The sequence below is a fragment of the Mycobacterium sp. 1245805.9 genome (genome assembly GCF_001672915.1).
Taxonomy (GTDB): Bacteria; Actinomycetota; Actinomycetes; order Mycobacteriales; family Mycobacteriaceae; genus Mycobacterium.
In genome coordinates this window covers 16,264-31,260 of sequence record NZ_LZKR01000216.1, presented here as the reverse complement: position 1 = coordinate 31,260, position 14,997 = coordinate 16,264, and the positions used below count along the sequence as shown (strand labels likewise).

The 14,997-nt window shown below is 69.5% G+C and carries 12 protein-coding genes; 11 read left to right on the top strand and 1 reads right to left on the bottom strand.

Annotated features, from left to right (window positions below):
- The first annotated feature begins 31 nt into the window (after nucleotides 1-31).
- The 6 genes from A9X00_RS27470 (at nucleotide 32) to A9X00_RS27445 (ending at nucleotide 8,073) form a co-directional block, all read left to right on the top strand.
- Nucleotides 32-862, top strand: coding sequence for a hypothetical protein (locus A9X00_RS27470; RefSeq protein WP_067160963.1), 831 nt, complete (start codon nucleotides 32-34; stop codon nucleotides 860-862).
- A gap of 37 nt (nucleotides 863-899) precedes the next feature.
- Nucleotides 900-1,538 carry a ComF family protein gene (locus A9X00_RS27465; protein WP_067161125.1) on the top strand — a complete coding sequence of 213 codons (639 nt, stop codon included), beginning with the start codon at nucleotides 900-902 and terminating at the stop codon, nucleotides 1,536-1,538.
- A 325-nt stretch (nucleotides 1,539-1,863) separates the two neighbouring features.
- Complete coding sequence (gene hpf, locus A9X00_RS27460) at nucleotides 1,864-2,547, top strand: ribosome hibernation-promoting factor, HPF/YfiA family (RefSeq protein ID WP_067160961.1); 684 nt, start codon at nucleotides 1,864-1,866, stop codon at nucleotides 2,545-2,547.
- Nucleotides 2,548-2,643: 96 nt separating this feature from the next.
- A complete protein-coding gene (gene secA, locus A9X00_RS27455; RefSeq protein ID WP_067160959.1) occupies nucleotides 2,644-5,493 on the top strand; it encodes a preprotein translocase subunit SecA in 2,850 nt (949 codons plus the stop codon).
- Between the two features lie 177 nt (nucleotides 5,494-5,670).
- Nucleotides 5,671-7,224 (top strand): HD domain-containing phosphohydrolase, encoded by a 1,554-nt coding sequence (locus A9X00_RS27450; protein WP_067160957.1) that lies wholly within the window; start codon nucleotides 5,671-5,673, stop codon nucleotides 7,222-7,224.
- Nucleotides 7,225-7,278: 54 nt separating this feature from the next.
- Nucleotides 7,279-8,073, top strand: a complete 795-nt coding sequence (locus tag A9X00_RS27445; RefSeq protein ID WP_067160954.1) for an adenylate/guanylate cyclase domain-containing protein — start codon at nucleotides 7,279-7,281, stop codon at nucleotides 8,071-8,073.
- A gap of 19 nt (nucleotides 8,074-8,092) precedes the next feature.
- Here the strand turns inward: A9X00_RS27445 and A9X00_RS27440 are convergent, their stop codons facing one another.
- Nucleotides 8,093-9,823 (bottom strand): ATP-binding cassette domain-containing protein, encoded by a 1,731-nt coding sequence (locus tag A9X00_RS27440; RefSeq protein ID WP_082975561.1) that lies wholly within the window; start codon nucleotides 9,821-9,823, stop codon nucleotides 8,093-8,095.
- A 210-nt stretch (nucleotides 9,824-10,033) separates the two neighbouring features.
- Between A9X00_RS27440 and mddA the strand changes: the two genes are divergently transcribed.
- The 5 genes from mddA (at nucleotide 10,034) to A9X00_RS27415 (ending at nucleotide 14,991) form a co-directional block, all read left to right on the top strand.
- On the top strand, nucleotides 10,034-10,798 hold the full coding sequence (mddA, locus tag A9X00_RS27435) for a methanethiol S-methyltransferase (protein ID WP_067160951.1): 765 nt from the start codon (nucleotides 10,034-10,036) through the stop codon (nucleotides 10,796-10,798).
- Nucleotides 10,799-10,859: 61 nt separating this feature from the next.
- Nucleotides 10,860-11,333, top strand: a complete 474-nt coding sequence (locus A9X00_RS27430) for a GtrA family protein (protein WP_067160948.1) — start codon at nucleotides 10,860-10,862, stop codon at nucleotides 11,331-11,333.
- A 48-nt stretch (nucleotides 11,334-11,381) separates the two neighbouring features.
- A complete protein-coding gene (locus A9X00_RS27425) occupies nucleotides 11,382-13,322 on the top strand; it encodes a potassium transporter Kup (protein WP_067160945.1) in 1,941 nt (646 codons plus the stop codon).
- Between the two features lie 42 nt (nucleotides 13,323-13,364).
- Complete coding sequence (locus tag A9X00_RS27420; RefSeq protein WP_067161112.1) at nucleotides 13,365-13,847, top strand: cation:proton antiporter regulatory subunit; 483 nt, start codon at nucleotides 13,365-13,367, stop codon at nucleotides 13,845-13,847.
- 4 nt (nucleotides 13,848-13,851) lie between these two features.
- A complete protein-coding gene (locus A9X00_RS27415; protein ID WP_067160942.1) occupies nucleotides 13,852-14,991 on the top strand; it encodes a cation:proton antiporter in 1,140 nt (379 codons plus the stop codon).
- The last annotated feature ends 6 nt before the right edge of the window (nucleotides 14,992-14,997 follow it).

The following is a 14,997-nucleotide window of genomic DNA, read 5'->3' as shown; positions in this document are numbered from 1 at the left end:
GCGGCTACCCTCGCAGTGAGGAGTCGCGCCGATGGTCCCCAAAGTGCCCCGCCTGCGTTGGGATGACCCGTTGCGCGCCTTGGACATGCTGTCCTCGCTGTGGTCATCGAGCGGGTTGCCGTCCGTCGGCGCCGGGGCCGCCCAGGCGGTCGCCGCGCCATACCGGACCTTGTTCACCAGCCTGCAACAACTGCTCGTCGGCAAGCAGGTCACGGTGCGGCTGGGCGAGCAGGATGTGGTGCTGACGGTGACCGAGCTGGACTCGGCGCTCGAGCCGCAAGGGCTGGCCGTCGGTCAGCTCGGCGAGGTCCGGGTGGCCGCACGCGACATCAGCTGGGGCGACCAGCGCCTGCAGCACGCCGTCGCCGTCCTGCACAACGTGCACATCCGTCCGGGCGTGCCGCCGGTGGTGGTGGCAGCGCCGGTGACGTTGTCGTCGGCGCTGCCGCCCGGGATTTTCGACGACGTGGTGCGCCAAGCGGTGCCGCAGCTGCGTGGCGAGCTGTCCGAGGACGGGACCGCCCGCCTGCGCTGGGGACGCCAGCCGGGCTGGGGAGGGCTCGACGTCGACCTCGACGTGGTGGGCAAGACGCTGTGGCTGCGGCCCCGCGCCGTGATGGCCGGCCACCGCCGATGGCCGCTGCCCGCGCGGACCCCCGCGTACCGGGTACCGCTGCCCGAGCTTCCGCATGAGCTGCTGGTCACCGACGTCAGCCTCGGGCAGGATTCCCTGGAGATTTCGGCGTTGCTGCCGGAGTGGCGAATGGATCTGCCGCCGCGCAACCTCGAGGACCTCATCACCCGGCTGAGCCAGGGCACCTTCAGCTTCGCCTGGCCCGCGCTACTGAGGGGATCCGACTGAGCTGACGTTGTCACCGCCGGCCGCCACACTTTTGTTCGTGCTCGACCTGATCCTGCCGCTGGAATGCGGCGGCTGCGGGGCGCCGTCGACCCGCTGGTGCGAGGCCTGCGCGACGGAGCTCGCCGTCCGGCCCGACGAGCCGCACGTCGCCAACCCCCGCGTCGACCCCGAGGCGCCGGTGTTCGCGCTGGGCCGCTACGCCGGTGCCCGCCGCGCGGCGATCCTCGCGCTGAAGGAGCACGGGCGCGCCGACCTGGTGGGTCCGCTGGCCCGGGCGCTGGCCGTCGGGATCCACCGGCTCCTGACGTGGGGCATGGTCGAGACCCCGCTGACGATCGTGCCCGCGCCGACGCGGCGTACGGCGGCGCGGGCGCGCGGCGGCGACCCGGTCACCCGGCTGGCGCGGGCGGCGGTGGCCGGGCACCCCGAGATCGCCGTCGTGCCGGCGTTGCGGATGAAGGCCCTGGCCCGCGACTCCGTCGGCCTGGGCACGTCGGCCCGCGAGCGCAACATCGCCGGCCGGGTGGTGCTGCGCGGGCGGGCGCGCCCCGAAATTCCCGAGGTCGTCGTCGTCGACGACATCGTCACCACCGGGACGACGGCGCGCGAGTCGGTGCGGACGCTGCGCGCCGCCGGGATCGGCGTGGCGGCGGTGCTGGCGATCGCGGCCGCCTAACGCTGGGCGCCCGCCAACCGCATGTGAAGAACTCGCAACAGCTGCCCGGAATTGGTGGCATCCCAAGGCGAACACGAGCTAACGTCGAGGACAACCTTCAGGAACATCTTTTGGCCCGAGTCACAACGCAGTCGGCGATTTCCCGGGTTGATACGCCACACATGGAGGGGGTGAGAATCCGACACCTTGCATCGGCGGGCAGCCTGCGGCGGTGACCCGAGGGAAGCCGCTCCCAACCCCCCGTCGGCGCGTCCTCTAGAAAGCCGGCACGCCCCGCGTGCGACGTGGAAAAGGAAACGAGTTGACACGTATGTCAAGGCTTACCGTGGATTCCGGTCAGACTCTCGACCAAGCGCCGGCAGAAAGCAGCGAGCCGGCCGAACCGACCCTCAACGCCGAAGTCGTGTTCAAGGGCCGCAACGTCGAAATCCCCGATCATTACCGCTTCTACGTCTCGCAAAAACTCGCCCGCCTCGAACGATTCGATCGCTCCATCTATCTCTTCGACGTCGAGCTCAAACACGCGCCCAACCGCCGCCAGCGCAAGTCCTGTCAGCGCGTCGAAATCACTGCCCGCGGGCGCGGCCCGGTCAGCCGCGCGGAGGCCTGCGCCGACAGCTTTTACGCCGCCTTCGAGTCCGCGGTGGACAAGCTGGAGAACCGGCTACGCCGCGCCAAGGACCGCCGCAAGGTGCACTACGGCGACAAGACGCCGGTGTCGCTGGCCGCCGCCACCGCGATGTCGCCGCTTCCCCCGAAGGCCTTCAACGCCGAATCCGTCGAGCCGCACCTGCACGACGGCGCGGCGGCCGAGCATGACGACCACGAGCCGGGCCGGGTGGTCCGCACCAAGGAGCACCAGGCCACGCCCATGACGGTCGACGAGGCGCTCTACGAGATGGAGCTGGTCGGGCACAACTTCTTCTTGTTCTACGACAAGGAGACCGAACGGCCGTCCGTGGTGTACCGCCGGCACGCCTACGACTACGGGCTGATCCGGCTGGCCTGACGTTGAGCGACGTTTGAGGGCCGTAACTGCCTCTTCACCTAGGATGGATGCCGCCTCGCAAAAAGAGGAAGACTCCAACCCACAGGGGATATAGCTGTGCTGTCGAAGTTGCTGCGCCTTGGTGAAGGTCGCATGGTCAAGCGCCTCAAGCGGGTGGCCGACTATGTCAACACGTTGTCCGACGACGTCGAGAAGCTCACCGACGCGGAGCTGAGGGCCAAGACCGCCGAGTTCCGGCAGCGCCTGGGCGACGACAAAAACCCGGAAACCCTCGACGACCTGCTGCCCGAGGCGTTCGCCGTGGCCCGCGAGGCCGCGTGGCGGGTCCTGGACCAGCGACCCTTCGACGTGCAGGTGATGGGCGCGGCCGCGCTGCACCTGGGCAACGTCGCCGAGATGAAGACCGGTGAGGGCAAGACCCTGACCTGCGTGTTGCCGGCCTACCTCAACGCGCTGGCCGGCAAGGGCGTGCACGTCGTCACGGTCAACGACTACCTGGCCAAGCGCGACAGCGAGTGGATGGGCCGCGTGCACCGCTTCCTCGGCCTCGACGTCGGCGTGATCCTGGCGCAGATGACGCCCGACGAGCGGCGCGTCGCCTACAACGCCGACATCACCTACGGCACCAACAACGAGTTCGGCTTCGACTACCTGCGCGACAACATGGCGCATTCGCTCGACGACCTGGTGCAGCGCGGGCACAACTTCGCCATCGTCGACGAGGTCGACTCCATCCTCATCGACGAGGCCCGCACCCCGCTGATCATCTCCGGCCCGGCCGACGGCGCCTCCAACTGGTACACCGAGTTCGCCCGCATCGCGCCGCTGATGCAAAAGGACGTCCACTACGAGGTCGACCTGCGCAAGCGGACCGTCGGCGTGCACGAGAAGGGCGTCGAGTTCGTCGAGGACCAGCTCGGCATCGACAACCTGTACGAGGCGGCCAACTCGCCGCTGGTCAGCTACCTCAACAACGCGCTGAAGGCCAAGGAGCTGTTCAACCGCGACAAGGACTACATCGTCCGCGACGGCGAGGTGCTGATCGTCGACGAGTTCACCGGCCGCGTGCTGATCGGCCGCCGCTACAACGAGGGCATGCACCAGGCCATCGAGGCCAAGGAGCACGTCGAGATCAAGGCCGAGAACCAGACGCTGGCCACCATCACGCTGCAGAACTACTTCCGCCTCTACGACAAGCTGGCCGGCATGACGGGTACCGCCCAGACCGAGGCGGCCGAGCTGCACGAGATCTACAAGCTGGGCGTGGTCAGTATCCCGACCAACAAGCCGATGATCCGCACCGACCAGTCCGACCTCATCTACAAGACCGAGGAAGCCAAGTACATCGCGGTGGTCGACGACGTCGAGGAGCGCTACGAGAAGGGGCAGCCGGTCCTGATCGGGACCACCAGCGTCGAGCGCTCGGAGTACCTGTCGCGGCAGTTCGGCAAGCGCCGCATCCCGCACAACGTGCTCAACGCCAAGTACCACGAGCAGGAGGCGGGCATCATCGCCGTGGCGGGCCGCCGCGGCGGCATCACCGTCGCCACCAACATGGCCGGCCGCGGCACCGACATCGTGCTGGGCGGCAACGTCGACTTCCTCACCGACCAGCGGCTGCGGGCCCGCGGCCTCGACCCCGTCGAGACGCCCGACGAGTACGAGGCGGCCTGGCACGAGGAGCTGCCGATCGTCAAGGAGGAGGCCGGCGCCGAGGCCGAAGAGGTGATCGAGGCCGGCGGCCTGTACGTGCTGGGCACCGAGCGCCACGAGTCGCGGCGCATCGACAACCAGCTGCGCGGCCGGTCCGGCCGGCAGGGCGACCCGGGGGAGTCGCGCTTCTACCTGTCGCTGAGCGACGAGCTGATGCGCCGCTTCAACGGGGCCGCGCTGGAGGCGATGCTCAACCGGCTGAACCTGCCCGACGACGTGCCGATCGAAAACAAGATGGTCACCCGCGCCATCAAGAGCGCCCAGACCCAGGTCGAGCAGCAGAACTTCGAGGTCAGAAAGAACGTCCTCAAGTACGACGAGGTGATGAACCAGCAGCGCAAGGTGATCTACGCCGAGCGCCGCCGCATCCTCGAGGGCGAGAACGTCAAGGACCAGGCGCTGAGCATGGTCCGCGACGTGATCACCGCCTACGTCGACGGCGCGACCGCCGAGGGCTACGCCGAGGACTGGGACCTGGACGCGCTGTGGACGGCGCTGAAGACGCTGTACCCGGTCGGCATCGCGCACGAGACGCTGACCCATCCGGACGCCGACTCCGACCGCGACGACCTCACCCGCGACGAGCTGCTCGACGCGCTGATCAAGGACGCCGAAAAGGCTTACGCCGCAAGGGAAGCCGAGCTCGAGGAAATCGCCGGCGAGGGCGCGATGCGTCAGCTGGAACGCAACGTGCTGCTCAACGTCATCGACCGCAAGTGGCGCGAGCACCTCTACGAGATGGACTACCTCAAGGAGGGCATCGGGCTGCGGGCGATGGCGCAGCGCGATCCGCTGGTGGAGTACCAGCGCGAGGGCTACGACATGTTCATGGCCATGCTCGACGGCATGAAGGAGGAGTCGGTCGGCTTCCTGTTCAACGTCACCGTGGAGGCGGTGCCCGCCCCGCAGGTCGCCCCGCAGCCGACGCCCGAGGGCCTGGCGGAACTGGGGACCGGCGCCGCCGGGGAGCCCGGCGGCGAAACCGAAGCCCCCGCCCCGCTCCGCGAGGAGGCGCCAAGCATGTTGCGCGCCAAGGGCATTGATGACGAGGCGCCCGCGCTAACGTATTCCGGCCCGTCCGAGGACGGCTCGGCGCAGGTGCAGCGCAACGGCGGTGGCGCCCAGAAGGCGCCGGCCGGCGTGCCCGGCCGGGCGAGCCGCCGCGAGCGCCGTGCCGCCGCGCGCCAGCAGGGGCGCGGCGCCAAGCCGCCGAAGTCGGTCAAGCGCCGCTAGCCGGGGATCTCCTTCGCCTGCGCCGAGTGTGCGGCTGGCCGCACGCTCGGCATCGACTGTGCGGCGGGCCGCACGTTCGGCGACCCGGCAACGCCGATGCCATAGGCTTATCAGGCGTCGGCTTCTGTGTGGCTACACCGACGCCGCCACTGTGACGGGCCGGGAAGGGGCGAGTTCATGCCCTTCGACGGAGCGGTGTCGCGGACGGAGGTATTGGCGGCGCTGTCTTTGGCGATCGACCTCGGGCTCGGCCAGCCCATGGATCACATGCTGCGGTCGGCGGCGATGGGGACGAGGCTTGCCGAGCGCCTCGGCCTCAGCGAGCGTGAGCGCGGGACGGTTTTCTACACGGGCCTGGTGATGTGGATCGGGTGTCATGCCGACTCGCACGAGTACGCGCGGTGGTTCGGCGACGACATCGCGGTGCGACATGACAGCCACTTCATCGACTGGTCCGGCGCGGAGTTCCGGCGATTCCTCCTCGGCAACCTGGGCCGCGGGTCGACGTTGCCGAAACGGGCCCAGCTGGCGGCGAAGCTGTTCTTGGACGCGCGCGGCAACCTCGGCACGCTGATGCACTCCCATTGCCTGTCGGCTGCGCTGCTCGCCGAGGAGATCGGCCTTGGCGAGGACGTGTGCGACGCCCTGCCCTTCGCGTACGAGCGGTGGGACGGCAGCGGCCTGCCCACCGGCGCCGCGGGAACCCAGATACCCGTGACCATGCGGGTGGCGCAGCTCGCCGACATCGCCGAAGTGCATCATCGCGCCCACGGCGCCAGCGGCGCGATCGCGGAGGTTCGCCGCCGCAGCGGCAAACAGTTCGACCCCGACATAGTCGCGGTGTTTTGCGACGTCGCCGACGAGCTGCTGCGCGACGACGAAGACGCGTGGGAGACGGCCGCCGGCTTGGCGCCGGATCCCGGCGAAACGCTGAGTGGTTCGTCGCTGGACCGGCTGTTGTGTGCGATGGGCGATTTCGTGGACCTGAAATGCCCCTTCACCCTTGGCCATTCGCGAGCGGTGGCCGAGCTGGCGGAGAAAGCCGGCAAGTGTGCCGGGCTGGCGACGGACGAGATCGACACGCTGCGCCGCGCCGGCTACGTTCACGATCTCGGCCGGATCGGTGTGTCCAACCGGGTGTGGGAAAAGCCGCGCGGGTTGACCCCCGCCGAACGCGAGCGCGTGCACCTGCATCCGTATCTGACCGGCCGGATTTTGGCCCGCGTCGGTGGACTCAAGGCCGTCCGGGAGGTCGCGGTCAACCACCACGAACGGCTGGACGGGTCGGGTTACCCGAACGGGCTCCGCGGCGACGATCTTTCGATGCGCGAGCGGATACTCGCCGCCGCCGAAAGCTATTGCGGCTCAACCGAGCCGCGACCGTACCGCGAGGCGCTCGATGGGGCCGCCGCCGCCACGCGATTGCGCGGCGAAGCCGCGCGCGGACGCCTGGACGGCGACGCGGTCGAAGCCGTGCTGGAGGCCGCGGGTCACCAGCCGTCGCGCAGAGCCGCCCGGCCGTCGGGCCTGACCCGGCGCGAGGCCGAGGTCTTGCTCCATGTGGCGCAGGGGCGGTCCAACCGCGAAATCGCCTCGGCTCTTTGGATTTCCGAGAAGACCGTGCGCAATCACGTCGAGCACATCTACGCCAAGATCGGGGTCTCGAACCGGATCGGGGCCAGCCTGTACGCGACCCGGCACGGCTTGACCGGCGTCGGCGCGCCCGACTGATGTTTGGGGCGAATGCCCCATGTGCGCCCGGGAAATCGAGGCGACCATGTGTGCATGACCAGCACTGGCGAACGCCCTCGGTACGAATGGCAGGCGGGGCTCTCGCCACGCTTGTGGGACACGGTGCTGACCGAGGGCCACTCATCGCTGGTCCGGGCGCGGCACGCCTTCCGCTACCTGCCGTCGGCGCCGCGATGCAAGCTGTGCAACAACCCGTTCGGCGGCCCCGTCGGCCGGCTGTTTGCCGTTGCCGGATTCCGCCGGTCGCGCAAGAATCCCAACCTGTGCACGCGGTGCTGCGATGCGCTGCCGCGCGGCGGGGCCGAGGTCGATATCGCGGTGCTGTTCGTCGATGTTCGAGGCTCCACGGCGTTGGGCCACCGTCAGGCCGCCGCTGACTTCGCCGCGTTGCTCAACCGGTTCTACGGCGCCGCGACGCAGACCCTGCTGCGCCATGACGCCGTGATCGACAAGCTCATCGGTGACGAGGTGATGGCGTTCTTCGTGCGGGGCATCAGTGGCCCCCGGTATCGGCAACGAGCCGTCCAGGCGGGAATCGAGCTGCTCCGAGCCGTCGGCTACGGCACCCCGGACGGGCCTTGGCTGGACGTCGGCGTCGCCGTGCACGCGGGCGTCGCATACGTCGGCAACGTCGGCGGGGCCGTCGTCGACTTCACCGCCCTGGGCCGCCCCGTCAACGCCGCGGCCCGGATGCAACAACGCGCCGCCGGCGGCGAGCTGCTCGTGGCCCGTGGGGTCGCCGACGAAATGACGGCCGGCATGCAGCGGCGCACCCTGATGCTGCCGGGGCAGGACGAGCCGATCGACGTCTTCGTCCATCAGGCTTGAGCCCCTCGGCTTGCTCCCGTCATCGCGTGGACGCGCCGGGCCGGGATCGCCGGTCCAACAGCCAGGCGGTGGCCGCCGTGAGGGCGATGGCGAACGAGGCCAGCGCGATGAGGCTAGCGGCGTTGCCGCCCTGGAAGGTCTCGCGGTAGACCGCCATGGCCGGCAGCGTCGTTGTGTAGCGGCCGAGTTCCAGGTCGCGCCCCAACGCGTCGAAGGCGTGGCGGTTGGACAGGGCCAGGCTCAGCAGCCGCCCGGGGGTGGCCATCTGGCCGGTCGGCACGATCGCGCCACCGAACAGCACCTGAGGGAAGCACAGCATCGGCAGGGCCAGTGCCGCCTGCGCGGCGTTGGAGACGGCGGCCGAGGCGAACAGGCCCAGGGCAAGCGCGGAGATCGCCTCGATCACAATCGTCGCGAACAGCGAGGCGTAGACGTCCCACCCGGCCGCGGGTAGCCGCCCGAGCGCCCGCAGCACCAGCAGCAAAACCGCGCTCACGCCCGCCAGAACCGGAAGCAGCGCCGTCACCTTGGACGCCACGTACGCGCCCACGCTGAGCCCGGCGAGGCGTTCGCGCCGGAAGACGGCCATCTCGCCGACGATCTGCAGCAGGCCGTACGTCAGCCCGAAGAAGAAGCCGTCGAAAGCGATCCAGAAGACGATCTGGGCCGGGCCGACGCCGGCCGCGCCGCCGGGATCGAACGCGCCGCGCTTGAACAGCGTCGCCATCATCGCCGTCACCAGCACCGGTGATCCGAGCAGGATCGCCAGGGTCAGCCGGTTGCGGAAGAGCACGTCGACGTTGCGCCGGGTCAGGAGCCACCACTGCCGGACCATGCCCGGGGGCCTGGCATCGCTGGCCGAGAGGGCTTGCCGGGTGACGCCGGGCCGGGCGTTTGACTGCGCGCGGCTCCGCGCGAAGCGCTCGGCCCAGATCCGCGGGGTGTGCTCCGCGGCGAGGCGCTCGTAGACCTCCGTGAGGTTCTCCACGCCGAAGTAATGCCGCGCCGCGGTCGGGCTGCCGGTGAAGGCCAGGTGGCCGTCGCGGGCCAGGAAGACCACCCGGTCGCACTGGTCGATGCCGGCGGGCTCGTGCGTGGTGAGAACGATCGTGACCCCGCGTCGGCTGAGCCGGCGCAGCAGGCGCATGACGTCGGCCGCAGTCGACGGGTCGAGCCCGGAGGTGGGTTCGTCCAGAAAGAAAAGGCGTGGCCTGGTCAGCAGCTCCACGGCGATGCTGGCCCGCTTGCGCTGTCCGCCGGACAGGGAACGCACCGGCACGTCGGCCCGATCGGCCAAGTCGAGGTCGCGCATGGTCTCCTCGACGATCCGCTCCGCTTCGACCGCGGGTGTGCCCGCCGGGAGCCGAAGCAGTGCCGCGTAGCGCAGCGTGCGGCGCAGCGGCATCTCGAGGTGAATGATGTCGTCCTGGGGCACGAAGCCGACCTTCGCGTCGGCGCTGGCCCCGAGGGCTTTGCCGCGGCGAACGACGCCGTCGTGCCGAACCTCACCGGCGGACGGCGGTTGCAGCCCCGCGAGGATCTCCAGCAACGTGGTCTTGCCGGCGCCGCTGCCGCCGGCGATGGCGACCAATTCGCCGGGTTCCACTGAGAGCGACAGCTTGTCGAGGATCTGCCGGCCGGCGACGCGCCGGCTGACGTCGATCGCGTCGATCCGCGCGCCGCCCGGCGGTTCGGCGTCCCGGGTGCCGAGTGGCTGGATGGCCGATGTGTCGCATGTCGTTTCGCTCATGATCCGATCTCCGTGCCTTCTCGAAGTGGCCTTGTCGAAGTGGCGTTGTCACGGGCGATCATCGGTGCACCGCTGCGCCGGCCGCATGAGGCGTTTGCCTCAAATGCGCAAGCCGGGAGGCGAATAGTCAAAAATGACTAGGGCGCCGCCGGGCAAAGATGAGGCAGATGACCTATATACCCGGCCGCCTGCGCGGCCGACACTGAGGCCATGAAGCGCTACTTGACTGTTGCCTATGGCGCGGCGGCCTACCTGCTGTTCCTCGTCGCCTTCCTGTATCTCGTTGGGTTCGTGGCGAACCTGTGGGTGCCGCGCACCGTCGATCAAGGGATCCCGTCGCCGATCGGCGAGGCGATCCTGGTGAACGTCTTGCTGGTCGGGGCGTTCGGGCTCCAGCACAGCGTCATGGCCCGGCCGTCGTTCAAGGCGTGGTGGACCCGGTTGGTGCCGCCGTCGATCGAGCGCAGCACCTACGTGGTGCTGTCGAGCGCCGTACTGCTGCTGCTTTATTGGCAGTGGCGAACGATGCCGGGCGTGGTCTGGGACGTGCGGCAGCCGGTGGCGCGCGTGCTGCTGTGGGGATTGTTCTGGCTGGGCTGGTTGATCGCGCTGGGCGCGACGTTCATGATCAACCACTTCGACCTGTTCGGGCTGCGGCAGGTGTATTTGGCGTGGCGCCAAAAGCCTTACACCGAGCTGCATTTCCGCACTCACTTGTTCTATCGGCTGGTGCGCCACCCGCTGATGCTGGGATTCCTCATCTCGTTCTGGGCGGCGCCCACGATGACGGCCGGGCACCTGCTCTTCTCGATCGCGATGACGGGGTACATCCTGATCGCCGTGCACATCGAGGAGCGCGGCCTCGTCGCGGCGCTGGGCAGCGACTACCGCCAGTACCGTCGCGAGGTCCCGATGCTGGTCCCGATAAAGCACCGGCCGCGCCGGCGCTCGGCGGAAGTGATTGGCCAGCACTAGATCTGCCCGGCGTTGGCCCATTGATCACGTCCCGGATACCTGGGCATGCCACCGTACCGGTGTGCAAACCGGGCCGCGGGTCGCTCAATCGCGCTGGGTGGACCGATTCCACCAGGGGTGCGAGGCGGTGGTGGATCGGCTTCCGTTCGGGCTCGGATCCCTCGTTGCGCCCACGTTTCTCGGCTTCTGCCTGATCAACGGGCTCACCTTCGGCGTCGACTTGGCGATCCTCACGGGCCTGCGGGGCGGGCTCGGCCTTCCCGTGCCGATCGCCGTCACCGTGGCCTACGCGTGCGCCTTCGCGCTCAGCTACGTGCTCAACCGCACCTTCAACTTTCAGTCCCACGCCCCGGTGGGGCAGCAGCTCGCCGTCTACGTCGTGGTGGTCGTCGTCAACTACCTGGCGCTGATCCTCGGGGTTTCCAGCGCGTTGACGGCGATCGGGGTGCAGTATCAGCTGTCGCGAGTGCTGGCGGGTGTGTGCGAAGCGGTGTACATGTACTGCGCGATGCGATGGGTGGTCTTCCGCCGTTGACGGCCTTAGGATCGACCTCCCGCTAGCCCCCGGTGGAGGGACCTCGCCATGCCCACGCCTGTCAAGCCCGCGTCGCCGCTTCGCGCCGCCTTCGGCACCGACAAGGCCCGCTCGTCGCTCGTGATCGGCGCGCTCGGGGTCGTGTTCGGCGACCTCGGGACCAGCCCGATCTACACGATCCAGACGATCTTCGACCCGCACGATCCGCACCCGATACCGATCACCACCGCCAACCTGTACGGCGTTGTGTCCCTGGTCTTTTGGTCGGTGATGGTCATCGTCACCCTCACCTACGTCACCCTGGTGATGCGCGCCGACAACGACGGCGAGGGCGGCATCATGGCGCTCATCACCCTGGTGCGCCGGCTGGGCGGCCCCGGGGGCCGTCGCACGGCGGCGATGCTGGCCGTGCTCGGCATCTTCGGCGCCTCGCTGTTCTTCGGCGACAGCATGATCACCCCGGCGATTTCCGTGATTTCCTCGGTCGAGGGCCTCAAGGTGATACAGCCGCGCCTCGGTGATTTCGTCGTGCCGATCACCGCGGTGATCATCGTCGTGCTGTTCGCCTTCCAGAACCGCGGCACCGCCACCATCGGGCGCCTGTTCGGACCCGTGATGGTCGTGTGGTTCGTCGCGATCGGCGCGTGTGGCGTCGCCGGGATCACCGCCCACCCGCAGATCCTCGAAGCGCTGTCACCGACGTACGCGCTGTCGTTCTTGTTCGGGCACTTCGAGGTCGCGTTTTTCTCACTGGCCGCGGTCGTGCTGGCGGTGACGGGCGCCGAAGCGCTGTACGCCGACATGGGCCACTTCGGCCGGCCGGCGATCACCCGGGCCTGGCTGTTCGTGGTCATGCCGGCGTGCGTGCTCAGCTATTTCGGTCAGGCCGCGCTGCTGTTGGGCAACAAGAGCGTCGTCGACGCGCCCTTCTTCCTGCTCCCGCCGGGGTGGGCGCGACTGCCGATGGTGTTGCTGGCGACGGCCGCGACCGTCATCGCCTCCCAGGCGGTGATCACCGGGGCCTACTCGGTGGCGTCGCAGGCCGCGCAGCTCGGCTACCTGCCGCGGGTGCGGGTCGTGCACACGTCCGAGTCGACGATCGGCCAGATCTACGTGCCGTGGATCAACGGGCTGCTGATGGTCTCGGTGCTGATCCTGGTCTTCGCGTTCCGCAGCTCGGCGGCGCTGGCCTTCGCGTTCGGCATGGCCGTGACCGGGACGATCACCATCACCACGCTGCTGTTCTTCTACGTCGCCCGCACCCGCTGGGGCACGCCGGTGTGGCTGATCGTGATCGGCGCCGGGTCGTTGTTGTCGGTGGACCTGCTGTTCGTGGCGGCGAACCTGACCAAGCTGGTGCACGGGGCGTGGGTGCCGCTGCTGATCGGCGCCGCGGCGTTCACCGTGATGACCACCTGGCGCCGGGGCAGCGAGCTGGTCACGCAGGCCCGGGCGCGGGCCGAGGGACCGCTGCGCGAATTCGTCGACCAGCTGGCCGGCTGTGAGCCACCGCTGGTGCGAACACCCGGGACGGCCGTGTTCCTCAACCGCGGCAAACAGACCGCGCCGCTGGCGATGCGGGCCAACGTCGAACACAACCGGGTCCTGCACGAGCAGTCGGTGATCATGTCGATCGAGACGCTGCCGGCGCCGCGGGTGGCGGACGAGGACCGAATCGAGGTCGATTCCCTGGGCTACGCCGAGGACGGGGTCGTGCACGTCACCGCGAGGTTCGGCTACATGGAACGGCCCAACATCCCGGCCGCGCTGCGCCTGCTCGACCCGAAGCAAACCGAGGGTCAGATCGCCGTCGACGAGGCCTCCTATTTCCTGTCGAAGCTGGAGCTGAGGGCCGGCCCCGCGCCGACCATGGCGCCGTGGCGCAAGCGCCTGTTCGTCGCCACCGCCTACATCGCCGCCGACGCCGCCGAATACTTCGGCCTGCCCATCGACCGGACGGTGGTCATGGGCGCGCGAATTCAGGTGTAGCTCAGATGTAGCCAGGGCCGTCCGGCTGCAAGGATGGACGGCATGGACGTCAAGGAGGTGCTGCTCCCCGGGGTCGGTCTTCGGTACGAATTCACCAGCCATACCGGTGAGCGGATCGGGATCATCGCCCGCCGCGGCGGCGATTTCGACGTCGTCCTGTATGGCCCCGACGATCCCGACCAGGCCAGACCCGTCCTGCACCTGACCGACGCCGAGGCCGAGGCGGTGGCCCAGATCCTGGGCGCGCCGCGCATCGCCGAGCGGTTCACCGAGCTTTCCCGGGGGCTGCCCGGCATCGAGACCGGGCAGGTCCACATCGTGGCCGGCAGCCCGTTCGTGGGCCACCCGCTCGGTGACACCCGCGCCCGCACCCGCACCGGGGCGTCTATCGTCGCGATCGTGCGCAACGAGGAGGTGCTCGCCTCGCCCGGCCCGGCCGAAATGCTGCGCGCGCGAGACGTTTTGATCGTGATCGGCACCGAAGACGGCATCGCCGGTGTCGAGCGGATCATCGATAAGGGTTGAGCCGATGCAGGTTTCGGGGGCGCTACTGTTTCAACTCGGCGCCCTCCTGGCCACACTCGCCGTATTGGGCGCGCTGGCAAGGCGTTTCGCGTTGTCCCCCATTCCGGTCTACCTGCTGGCGGGCCTGTCGCTGGGCAAGGGCGGCCTGCTGCCGGTGGCCGCGGCCGGCGAGTTCATCTCGACGGCCGCGCCGATCGGCGTCGTGCTGTTGCTGCTGACGCTGGGCCTGGAGTTCTCGGCGACCGAGTTCGCGAGCAGCCTGCGACACCACCTGCCGTCCGCCGGTGTCGACATCGTCCTCAACGCCACACCCGGCGCGGTGGCCGGCTGGCTGCTGGGCCTGGACGGCGTCGCCATCCTGGCGCTGGCCGGGGTCACCTATATCTCGTCGTCGGGCGTCATCGCGCGCGTGCTGGTCGACCTGGGCCGGCTCGGCAACCGGGAAACGCCGGCGGTGCTCTCGGTGCTCGTGCTCGAGGATTTCGCAATGGCGGCCTACCTGCCGCTGTTCGCGGTGCTGGCGTCGGGCGGCGGCTGGGTGCACGCCGTCGTCGGCATGGCCGCCGCGGTCGGTGCGCTGCTGGCCGCGTTCGCCGCCTCCTACCGCTGGGGCCACCACGTCGGCCGGCTGGTCGAGCACCCCGATTCCGAGCAGCTGCTGCTGCGGGTCTTGGGCATCACGCTGATGGTCGCGGCGGTGGCGGAGGTGCTGCACGCGTCGGCCGCCGTCGGCGCCTTCCTGGTGGGCCTGACCCTGACCGGCGCGACGGCAGACCGGGCCCGCCAGGTGCTCGGCCCGCTGCGCGACCTGTTCGCGGCCATCTTCTTCCTGGCGATCGGCCTCTCGGTCGACCCGCACGAGCTCCTCCCGATGCTCCCGGCGGCGCTGGCCCTGGCCGCCGTCACCGCGGCGACCAAGCTGGCCACCGGGGTGCTCGCCGCCCGCCGCGACGGCGTGGCGCGGCGCGGGCAGCTGCGGGCGGGCGCCGCGCTCATCGCCAGGGGAGAGTTCTCGCTGATCATCATCGGCCTGGTGGGCACCTCGATCCCCGCCGTCGCCGCGCTGGCGACGTCGTACGTGTTCGTCATGGCGATCATGGGCCCGGTGCTGGCCCGGTACGCGGGTGGCCGCGCTGCCAACTAGCCGCCC

Coding starts and splice junctions, on each gene's coding strand:
- A9X00_RS27440 (WP_082975561.1), bottom strand. CDS start 9,823: ATGAGCGAAACGACATGCGACACATCGGCCATCCAGCCACTCGGCACC.
- mddA (WP_067160951.1), top strand. CDS start 10,034: ATGAAGCGCTACTTGACTGTTGCCTATGGCGCGGCGGCCTACCTGCTG.
- A9X00_RS27420 (WP_067161112.1), top strand. CDS start 13,365: ATGGACGTCAAGGAGGTGCTGCTCCCCGGGGTCGGTCTTCGGTACGAA.
- A9X00_RS27425 (WP_067160945.1), top strand. CDS start 11,382: ATGCCCACGCCTGTCAAGCCCGCGTCGCCGCTTCGCGCCGCCTTCGGC.
- A9X00_RS27470 (WP_067160963.1), top strand. CDS start 32: ATGGTCCCCAAAGTGCCCCGCCTGCGTTGGGATGACCCGTTGCGCGCC.
- A9X00_RS27450 (WP_067160957.1), top strand. CDS start 5,671: ATGCCCTTCGACGGAGCGGTGTCGCGGACGGAGGTATTGGCGGCGCTG.
- A9X00_RS27415 (WP_067160942.1), top strand. CDS start 13,852: ATGCAGGTTTCGGGGGCGCTACTGTTTCAACTCGGCGCCCTCCTGGCC.
- A9X00_RS27445 (WP_067160954.1), top strand. CDS start 7,279: ATGACCAGCACTGGCGAACGCCCTCGGTACGAATGGCAGGCGGGGCTC.